Annotated in this window: 12 protein-coding genes; 6 read left to right on the top strand and 6 right to left on the bottom strand. The window is 62.4% G+C overall.

Going from position 1 to position 8,175, the window contains the following annotated elements; all coding sequences use genetic code 11:
* Nucleotides 1-174: 174 nt before the first annotated feature.
* From CWO89_RS37300 to ychF, 3 genes are all read left to right on the top strand, one after another.
* Nucleotides 175-885, top strand: a complete 711-nt coding sequence (locus CWO89_RS37300; protein ID WP_028163892.1) for a 50S ribosomal protein L25/general stress protein Ctc — start codon at nucleotides 175-177, stop codon at nucleotides 883-885.
* 27 nt (nucleotides 886-912) lie between these two features.
* Complete coding sequence (gene pth / locus CWO89_RS37295) at nucleotides 913-1,518, top strand: aminoacyl-tRNA hydrolase (RefSeq protein WP_130583357.1); 606 nt, start codon at nucleotides 913-915, stop codon at nucleotides 1,516-1,518.
* A 69-nt stretch (nucleotides 1,519-1,587) separates the two neighbouring features.
* Complete coding sequence (gene ychF / locus CWO89_RS37290; RefSeq protein ID WP_130583356.1) at nucleotides 1,588-2,685, top strand: redox-regulated ATPase YchF; 1,098 nt, start codon at nucleotides 1,588-1,590, stop codon at nucleotides 2,683-2,685.
* Between the two features lie 144 nt (nucleotides 2,686-2,829).
* Here ychF and CWO89_RS37285 read toward each other — a convergent pair whose 3' ends face one another.
* A complete protein-coding gene (locus CWO89_RS37285; protein WP_130583355.1) occupies nucleotides 2,830-3,123 on the bottom strand; it encodes a DUF4282 domain-containing protein in 294 nt (97 codons plus the stop codon).
* Nucleotides 3,124-3,332: 209 nt separating this feature from the next.
* Between CWO89_RS37285 and CWO89_RS37280 the strand changes: the two genes are divergently transcribed.
* The 3 genes from CWO89_RS37280 to CWO89_RS46345 all read left to right on the top strand — a co-directional run bounded on the left by CWO89_RS37280 (nucleotide 3,333) and on the right by CWO89_RS46345 (nucleotide 4,561).
* Complete coding sequence (locus CWO89_RS37280; RefSeq protein ID WP_130583354.1) at nucleotides 3,333-3,794, top strand: MaoC family dehydratase; 462 nt, start codon at nucleotides 3,333-3,335, stop codon at nucleotides 3,792-3,794.
* Nucleotides 3,795-3,799: 5 nt separating this feature from the next.
* Entirely contained in the window at nucleotides 3,800-4,279 is a 480-nt protein-coding gene (locus tag CWO89_RS37275) for a MaoC family dehydratase (protein WP_130583353.1), read from the top strand.
* A gap of 138 nt (nucleotides 4,280-4,417) precedes the next feature.
* Nucleotides 4,418-4,561 (top strand): hypothetical protein, encoded by a 144-nt coding sequence (locus CWO89_RS46345; protein WP_165421484.1) that lies wholly within the window; start codon nucleotides 4,418-4,420, stop codon nucleotides 4,559-4,561.
* 52 nt (nucleotides 4,562-4,613) lie between these two features.
* Here CWO89_RS46345 and CWO89_RS46340 read toward each other — a convergent pair whose 3' ends face one another.
* The 5 genes from CWO89_RS46340 to CWO89_RS37255 form a co-directional block, all read right to left on the bottom strand.
* Complete coding sequence (locus tag CWO89_RS46340; RefSeq protein WP_165421483.1) at nucleotides 4,614-4,751, bottom strand: hypothetical protein; 138 nt, start codon at nucleotides 4,749-4,751, stop codon at nucleotides 4,614-4,616.
* Nucleotides 4,752-4,992: 241 nt separating this feature from the next.
* Nucleotides 4,993-5,412, bottom strand: coding sequence for a hypothetical protein (locus CWO89_RS37270; protein ID WP_130583352.1), 420 nt, complete (start codon nucleotides 5,410-5,412; stop codon nucleotides 4,993-4,995).
* 152 nt (nucleotides 5,413-5,564) lie between these two features.
* Nucleotides 5,565-6,509, bottom strand: coding sequence for a hypothetical protein (locus CWO89_RS37265; RefSeq protein WP_130583351.1), 945 nt, complete (start codon nucleotides 6,507-6,509; stop codon nucleotides 5,565-5,567).
* 352 nt (nucleotides 6,510-6,861) lie between these two features.
* Nucleotides 6,862-7,302, bottom strand: coding sequence for a nuclear transport factor 2 family protein (locus CWO89_RS37260; protein ID WP_130583350.1), 441 nt, complete (start codon nucleotides 7,300-7,302; stop codon nucleotides 6,862-6,864).
* A gap of 196 nt (nucleotides 7,303-7,498) precedes the next feature.
* Nucleotides 7,499-7,765, bottom strand: coding sequence for a hypothetical protein (locus CWO89_RS37255; protein ID WP_130583349.1), 267 nt, complete (start codon nucleotides 7,763-7,765; stop codon nucleotides 7,499-7,501).
* Between the last annotated feature and the right edge of the window lie 410 nt (nucleotides 7,766-8,175).

Genomic DNA, 8,175 nt, shown 5'->3' with positions numbered 1-8,175 from the left:
CCACCCGGGCTACGGGCCGCCCTTCGAGGCCGCCCATTTTCCTTGTCATTTCGGCCCTTTGGGGCTAAAAGTCCGCCACGTCCGCAGCCCCCGCACCCCTGGAGGCTTGCTGCGGTGCGCGAAACGGGGCCGCGATGCGGCCTTTAACTTTTTGCAAAACAAGGACTTAGACTGATGGCGACCGTCAAGGAATTGAAGGCGACCGCACGTCCGAAGAGCGGCAAGGGGGCCGCCCGGGCTGAGCGTCGCGCCGGGAAAGTTCCCGGAGTGATCTATGGTGACAACAAGCCCCCGCTGACCATCTCGGTCGACGACCGCGAGCTGCGCCAGCGCATCCTCGCAGGCCGGTTCCTGACGACGCTGTTCGACATCGATCTCGACGGCAAGAAGCACCGCGTGATTCCGCGCGACTATCACCTCGACCCGGTGAAGGACTTCCCGCTTCATGTCGACTTCATGCGGCTCGGCGAAGGCGCGACCATCCGCGTCAGCGTGCCGCTGCATGTCATCAACGCGGAAACGGCGCCCGGCGTGAAGCGCGGCGGAACCGTCAACATCGTCACCCACACGATCGACCTCGAATGCTCGGTCGAGAACATTCCGCAGTACATCGACGCCGATGTCGGCGCACTGGAAATCAGCTACTCGCTGCATCTGTCCGACATCAAGCTGCCGAAGGGCGTGAAGGCGCTGTCGCGCGAGGACGCCACGCTGGTGACCATCGTGCCGCCGTCCGGCTACGCCGAGGAGCAGAAGGCGGCGGCAGGTGCGGCCCCGGCGGCAGGCGCTGCCGCTCCGGCTGCAGGTGCGGCTGCTCCGGCAGCGGGTGCTGCGGCTCCAGCGGCGGGTGCCAAGGCACCGGCCGGTGGCGACAAGAAGAAGTGATAGCGCGCCAGCGCGGGATGCCGCGTCATGCGACTCTTTGTTGGCCTCGGTAATCCCGGCGCGAAATACGCTGATAACCGGCACAACATCGGATTCATGGCCGTCGATGAGATTGCGCGGCGTCATGGTTTCGCACCATGGCGCCGCCGCTTTCAGGGCGAGACATCCGAAGGCCTGCTCGGCCGTGAGAAGGTGGTGCTGCTGAAGCCGACCACCTACATGAACGAGTCCGGGCGCGCGGTGCAGGAAGCGCAGAATTTCTTCAAGCTTCCGGCCGGCGACATCACCGTGTTCCAGGACGAGCTCGAGCTGCCGGCGGCAAAGGTGCGGGTCAAGGTCGGCGGCGGCATCGCCGGGCATAATGGCTTGCGCTCGATCTCCGCGCATATCGGCAACGACTATCGCCGGGTCCGGCTCGGGATCGGTCATCCCGGGATCAAGGAACTCGTGCACAGTCACGTGCTGTCGGATTTCGCCAAGAGCGACCGGCCGTGGGTCGAGGCGCTCTGCGAGGCAGTCGCCGACAATGCCGGCCTGCTGGCGGCGGGACAGGATTCGTCGTTCCAGAACAAGGTGCATCTGACGCTGCAGGCGAAGGGCTTTTTCGACAGCAAGGAAGAGGGCGGAAAGTAACGCTCGTCATCGAGGGCGACCTCAGTCAATTCAGCCGCTGCACATTCGCGCGGGAGATCGGAAAGTACGATGGGATTCAAATGCGGGATCGTCGGGTTGCCCAATGTCGGCAAGTCGACGCTGTTCAATGCGCTGACGGAGACGGCCGCAGCGCAAGCGGCCAACTATCCGTTCTGCACTATCGAGCCGAACGTCGGCGAGGTCGCCGTCCCCGATCCGCGGCTCGACAAGCTCGCGGCTGTGGCAAAGTCGGCGCAGATCATTCCGACCCGGCTGACCTTCGTCGATATCGCCGGCCTGGTCCGCGGCGCCTCCAAGGGCGAAGGGCTCGGCAACCAGTTCCTCGCCAACATCCGTGAGGTCGATGCGATCGCGCATGTGGTGCGCTGCTTCGAGGATTCCGACATCACGCATGTCGAGGGCAAGATCGCGCCGCTGGCTGACATCGAGACCATCGAAACCGAATTGATGCTCGCCGATCTCGACAGCCTCGAGAAGCGCGTCGACAATCTCACCAAGAAGGCCAAGGGCAACGACAAGGACGCCAAGGAACAGCTCGATCTCGTCAACCGCGCGCTGGTGCTGTTGCGTGAGGGGCGGCCCGCGCGTGCGCTCGAGCGCAAGCCGGAAGAGGAGCGCTCCTTCCGCATGCTCGGGCTTCTGAGTTCCAAGCCGGTGCTCTATGTCTGCAATGTCGAGGAGAGCTCGGCGAAGGACGGCAACAGCTTCTCGAAACAGGTGTTCGGGCAGGCGAAGAAAGAGGGCGCGGTCGCCGTCGTGATCTCCGCCAAGATCGAATCCGAGATCGCGACGCTGTCACGCGAGGAGCGCGCCGAGTTCCTGGACACGCTCGGGCTCGAGGAAGCCGGCCTGGATCGCCTGATCCGCGCCGGCTACGAGCTGCTCCATCTCATCACCTATTTCACGGTGGGTCCAAAGGAGGCGCGCGCCTGGACCATCGACCGCGGCACCAAGGCACCACAGGCGGCCGGCGTGATCCATACCGATTTCGAGAAGGGCTTCATCCGCGCCGAGACCATCGCCTATGACGACTACGTCGCGCTCGGCGGCGAAGCCGGCGCCCGCGATGCCGGCAAGCTGCGTCTGGAAGGCAAGGACTACGTCGTCGCCGACGGCGACGTGATGCATTTCAGGTTTAATACGTAATCACCACCTTTCGCTGTCATTGCGAGGAGCGCAGCGACGAAGCAATCCACCTCTCCGCAAGCGGCGATATGGATTGCTTCGCGGAGCCTGTCATCGGGCGGCGCTTTGCGCCGACCCGGTGGCTCGCAATGACGGTGGAAATTCCTACCGCATTCCGCCCTGGTCGCGGATCGCGCCGAGATGCTCGTTGATGCGGAACACGATCAGGATGAATTCGGCGGCGATGCGCGAGAGCACGACGCCGACCACGATGCTGGTGAGCGAGGCGAGCAGCAGGATGAAGCCGCCGAATGGGCTGATCGCCATTGCGGCCAGGCTCCAGAGGATTCCGTAAATGCCGAACAGCACGATCACGCCGATGACCAGCCAGTAGAACGTCTTGATGATCGTGGGGGTGATGAAGCGGTCCCACTGAAACAGGTCTTGAAAATCGAACATCGGTGGATTCTCCCGGCCAATCGATCTTGAGTCGCGCCGAAGCAGGGCTAGCTCCGAACCTGTGTCCGGGCAAGTCGGGGAGCGGTACGCAAGGACGGTGCTCCCCCGCTATGGTGATCCCCCCTTAAAAGCAAGCCATGCGGGCGGGCGGGTTGAGATTGCCGCAAATAACGGCCACAATCAGGCCCCTGTCTCCTGAAATCCCCAGCATGACCACACTCACGTTCGAAGACTTCAAGATAGGCCATTTCGGCACCTTCGGCCCGCGCCACGTCACCCGCGAGGAGATCCTGGCTTTTGCCGCCGAGTTCGATCCACAGCCGATGCATCTCGACGAAGAGGCGGCGAAACGATCGATGCTGAAGGGACTGTCCGGCTCGGGCTGGCATCTCGGCTCGCTCACGATGCGGATGCTGGCTGACGGCTTTATCTGCCGCACGGCGTCGTTCGGCTCGCCCGGCGTCAATGAGATGCGCTGGCTGTCGCCGCTGCGCCCCGGCGACGATTTGACGCTGGATGTCGATGTGGTCGAGGCGCGGGTTTCGCGCAGCCGGCCTTCGACCGGCATCGTGACCTTCAAATGCACGGTGCGCAACGCGGCCGGCGTGGTGTTGTGCGAGATGGAGTCGCCGATCATCGTCGGCCGGCGAGCGGAAGCGGTGGCGGGGTAGCATCGATGCGCTTCTTTGAGGATATCGATATCGGCGCGCGGCGCGAGCTCGGCTCGTTCACCTTCACCGCCGAGGACATCAAGCGCTTCGCGGCTCAGTTCGATCCGCAGCGCTTTCATCTCGACGAGGAGGAAGGACGAAAGTCGCTGTTCGGCGGCTTGGCAGCATCGGGCTGGCACGTCGCCTCCGTCTGCATGAAGCTCCTGGTTGCCGACGGCAAGCGCCTGGCGCAGGAGACGGCGGCGCGCGGGGAAGAGGTCGCGGTGTGGGGACCTTCACCCGGCTTTCGCGAGCTGCGCTGGCTCAAACCGGTGCTGGCCGGCGACACCATCAGCTATGCCAATGTGGTCGAGACCAAGCGCACCTCCGAGAAGCGTCCCGAATGGGGCATCCTGCAGGGCCGCAACACCGGCACCAACCAGCACGGCGAGCTCGTGTTCTCGTTCCTCGCCACCGCCTTCGTTCCGCGCCGGAAGGCGGGCTGAAACGCGGCTTGGGTGGTTACGGGAACCGTCGGGCTCTTTAACCGTATTCGACGAATTCCGGATACGATCTATTTGCTAACCCATTTTGAACTTTCTGCCGGCCATATCAGACCCAGGGTAAGCACCGTGGGGACGACTATGGCAGATCGTGTCGGACTGAAAGTTCTGGGCGCAATTTTCGCGACCGTCACGGTTGCGGTGATGCTGACCACCGGCATGGTGGTGAAGGGCTATGCCGACGGCGCCTTCACGCTCGAGGGCAGCGCGATCGTCCGGCGCTGATCTTCAGCTTCTGCTAACCATAGCAGCCTAGCCATCACGCCGTAGCGAGGCGTCAGCGGCTCCAGATCAACACCATCACCACGGTCGCCGCGATCAGCAATCCGACGAAGCGGAGCATGATGGTGCCGACACTGTGCGGCGATTGCCACAGCGGGATGGGATCGGTGTTGTCGGGCCGAACGCTTTGCATCAGTGCTGTTTTCCCCAAGAAACGGCGTGCCAAAGCGGCATCCGTAACGGCGTGATCCGCATCGAAACGATCACGCGCAAGTCAAGAAATCTTCACGCTCCGAGTTTGAGCATGATCTTTTCCCCATCATGCTCGGTCGCGTGCTGCGCTTTTATCTTTCAAATCATTTTAGTCAAATAGAAACCGCCGCATCCTCCGCACGGGCGATGCGGCGGTCATGAACTCTTGGCAATCGCCGAGACTAGCTGTTGCGCAGCCCGTCGGCGGCGCGTTTCCACTGCGTGACGTTGTCGGCGATCATGCGGGTCGACTTCATCGCGGCCTGGCTGAGCTGGGCATAGCCCGAGATCTCGCGCTGGACGCGCTGGCCTTCGGCGTGCAGGAGGTCGCGCAGGCTTTCGAGTTCGGAGATCAACTTCTCGATCTCTGCGAGCGACGTGCCGGCGACGCGCTGGATCAGCGAGTTGACATTGTTCACGGTGGCCTCGGTGTTCGGCTCGAGTGGTTCCGTGCTTGCCTGCGGCGACCGGCGCAGATAGGCGATATCGTTGCGCACGAAGTCGCGGATGCCAGCCTCGACGTCCGAGACGGCGGCGAGGTTGTTGTCGATTTCCGTCTCTGCTTCTTGTTCAACTTGCTCGGAACGATTGGTAGCGTTCATCGGCTATTCCTCTGTTACGCAATGACGCGAGCGCGGAAGTCCCCCACCGCACGATGTGAACGGCAACTATGGGCGCCCGATTTTGGCCGCATCTAGGCCAAGTTGCGGCAATGGTTCGATCATTCCTTAAGGGATTACGACCGCCGCCGGCCTCACCAGCTGCGCTTGAACCCGGCCGTCAGGCTCTTGTTGGCCGGCCCTTGCGCGCTTTCCCCGATCGAGCCGGAGATGGTGACGCCGTCGAACAGCTTCTGCTCGGCGCCGATCCGGTGCAGCCATTTGTCGTCGCCGGTCGTCAGCGTCTGGCCGGCGATGAAGCTGGTTCCGCTGTTATTGATGCTCAGCCTGGCCGATTGATCGGCCTCATAGCTCCGCGAGGGATGGCTGACGATGCCGGGCACCGGCACCATGCCCTGCTGGATCAGGTTGTAGCCGTTCTGCAGCGTCAGCGAATACTGGTCGGCGAGCGGCACCGACTTGCTGATCGAGGTCCCGAACCGGGTTTGGTCGCTGCCAGGATCGATGCGGGCCTCGACCGAGGTCTTGTCCCAGATCGAGGCAACGCCCGGCGCGGTGATCGCGGCCCAGGCGGTGCCGGAGGATTGCGGCAGGCTGCCGCCATTGGCGAGCCGTTCCGACAGCAACTCGGAATTGGTCAGCGTGCCCTGGCGCGCGACGGTCATGTCGGCGCCGATCCGCGTGTCCCAGAACGGCGAGATCGATTGCTTGACCGAGACCGCGGACGTGCCGTTCGCGTTGTTGTTCGACGACCATGCGGCATCACTGCCATTCGCCTTGGTCGGCGCAGCCGCCTTCTTCGGAGTCAGCACCGTATCGGAAGATGAGACATCGGCGCTGAGCAGGCTCCAGTCGAGCTTGTCCACGTCGACGTCCTTCATCACGTCGGCATCACTTGCCTCGAGCTCGGGCGCGGCCTCCTCGGCGGGTGGCGTCTCATTGTCGATACCGCTCCAGGGAGAGATTTGTTGCGAGATTTGCTGGGAGGTCTGCGCCGCTGCCGGCACCACCATCGCGAGGCCGACGCCCACAGCCAATACCGGCAACCACGCCCAGCCAGATCGTTGTTTGGAAGTCATTCCCGCAGCCCGCATTCCAGGCAAATTAATACGTACAGCGTAGCGCAAATTTGTGACGGCGACGTTATTGGTCGGCACCACAGCATCTAGCACGAATCGGATCGTCATGGCCGGGCACAAAAGCGTGAAATGTGTTCAGGCTGATGTCCCGGCCACCCACGCCTTCCCGGGGCTGGCGAAGGAAGGCATTTGGATACCCAGGAAACGCCCGGGTACGACGAAACTGGCACAGTGACGATGTGAGCGAGCGCTAAGATTCTTGTTCTGACGCGTTTTCTGCGCAGATAAGTCTACGCAATCTGCGTAAACTTGATTGCTATGCGAACCGGTGCCCACTTCGCTCGAAAGCGCTCTATTGCACCGTTGCGATTCGCGGCAGGTGGATCGGATAGCCGACGGTCTGCTCGACCAGGTCGAAGCTGTCGACCAGGACGCGCAAGCGGGTCAGCAGGCCGCCACGGAATTGCGCGAAATGCGCGATCCGCACCGCGATCGGCTTATTCGAATCCTGCGCGGTCAGCGAATAGCGCATCATCGATGCCGCGGAATCGGCGCCGAGCATGATGGACTCGCGTTCGAAGCGGCGGACGCGGAAGTTCTCGGCGATCTGCCTGATCACCTCAAGCGCGGCGGGCTTGCCGTGACGTGCACCGAAGAAAGAAAACAGGTCGATCGGTCCATAGATCGCCCATTCGACGTCCTCGTCGAGCAGGGCGGCAATATCCGCGAATTGGCGTTCGTTGATCGCGCGGTGAAACGCGCGCGAAAAACGCCAGAGACTATGCTCTGTCATTTATCGTCTTCCCGAATCTGGATTGCAAAACAGCAACGGCAAATGGGCGTTCGCACCGACGCCGCGCCAGATTGCTGCACTTCAAATTTCACCGTCTCAAATAGAGCGGCCGTGCCAGAACGCAATTGTTATTTTTGCATTGCACAAATGCAGACTTTTTTGCGAGATTTTGCCTGAATCCGCCGTCCGTGGCCCATCAGCGGTCGCGACGGGCTACAGGCTCGTGCTCGATTGCGACCTCGGCGTCGCGGATCGCGAGCACGGTGAACAGCAGCGCGCCGCCAATGCCGCCGATTACAGCGCCCATCGGCATGAAGGTGAAGAACACCAGCGCGCCGCTATCGCCTTCAAAATTCGAGGTTTTGAAGATTCCGATCCAGGCAAGCCCGGCACTGATGCCGAGCGCAGCGCCGCCCAGCGCCCCGAATGCCAGACCTAAGATCGCCAGCAACGCGATTTTCATGATGTCCTGTCAGCCCCGTCGTCCGCAGCATGCCGAGTAGTTGGTCACGCAAGCGCCGGCGAGGTTCAACGTGACGGGGAATTAACGGGAAGGTGTTGTTCCGTGCTTGGTGGACAGGCTACGGGACGGAGACCGTCATTGCGAGCGAAGCGAAGCAATCCATCTCGCCGCTCGCGGAGACGTGGATTGCTTCGTCGCTTGCGCTCCTCGCAATGACGGCGGAGAGGCTCTGATTCGAATGTCAAACAGCGCTCCGCTGTCATCGTCCAGCTTGACCGGACGATCCAGTATTCCACAGGCGGTAGTGCTTACGCTCAGACGCCGCGGGTTACTGGATGCCCCGCCTTCGCGGGGCATGACGATGGAGTTTGGTGAGACGATGTGGGTCCGCATTCTCGCGGCGCATTGCG

Origin of the sequence: Bradyrhizobium sp. Leo170 (assembly GCF_004296405.1) — a bacterium.
Lineage (GTDB): Bacteria > Pseudomonadota > Alphaproteobacteria > Rhizobiales > Xanthobacteraceae > Bradyrhizobium.
The sequence above is the reverse complement of the archived record's forward strand: the minus strand, read 5'-3'. Positions and strand labels throughout refer to the sequence as shown.

Bases quoted from the DNA above. Each gene is read 5' to 3' on its own strand.
- CWO89_RS37300 (WP_028163892.1), top strand. From the start codon at position 175: ATGGCGACCGTCAAGGAATTGAAGGCGACCGCACGTCCGAAGAGCGGC.
- pth (WP_130583357.1), top strand. From the start codon at position 913: ATGCGACTCTTTGTTGGCCTCGGTAATCCCGGCGCGAAATACGCTGAT.
- ychF (WP_130583356.1), top strand. From the start codon at position 1,588: ATGGGATTCAAATGCGGGATCGTCGGGTTGCCCAATGTCGGCAAGTCG.
- CWO89_RS37285 (WP_130583355.1), bottom strand. From the start codon at position 3,123: ATGTTCGATTTTCAAGACCTGTTTCAGTGGGACCGCTTCATCACCCCC.
- CWO89_RS37280 (WP_130583354.1), top strand. From the start codon at position 3,333: ATGACCACACTCACGTTCGAAGACTTCAAGATAGGCCATTTCGGCACC.
- CWO89_RS37275 (WP_130583353.1), top strand. From the start codon at position 3,800: ATGCGCTTCTTTGAGGATATCGATATCGGCGCGCGGCGCGAGCTCGGC.
- CWO89_RS46345 (WP_165421484.1), top strand. From the start codon at position 4,418: ATGGCAGATCGTGTCGGACTGAAAGTTCTGGGCGCAATTTTCGCGACC.
- CWO89_RS46340 (WP_165421483.1), bottom strand. From the start codon at position 4,751: ATGCAAAGCGTTCGGCCCGACAACACCGATCCCATCCCGCTGTGGCAA.
- CWO89_RS37270 (WP_130583352.1), bottom strand. From the start codon at position 5,412: ATGAACGCTACCAATCGTTCCGAGCAAGTTGAACAAGAAGCAGAGACG.
- CWO89_RS37265 (WP_130583351.1), bottom strand. From the start codon at position 6,509: ATGACTTCCAAACAACGATCTGGCTGGGCGTGGTTGCCGGTATTGGCT.
- CWO89_RS37260 (WP_130583350.1), bottom strand. From the start codon at position 7,302: ATGACAGAGCATAGTCTCTGGCGTTTTTCGCGCGCGTTTCACCGCGCG.
- CWO89_RS37255 (WP_130583349.1), bottom strand. From the start codon at position 7,765: ATGAAAATCGCGTTGCTGGCGATCTTAGGTCTGGCATTCGGGGCGCTG.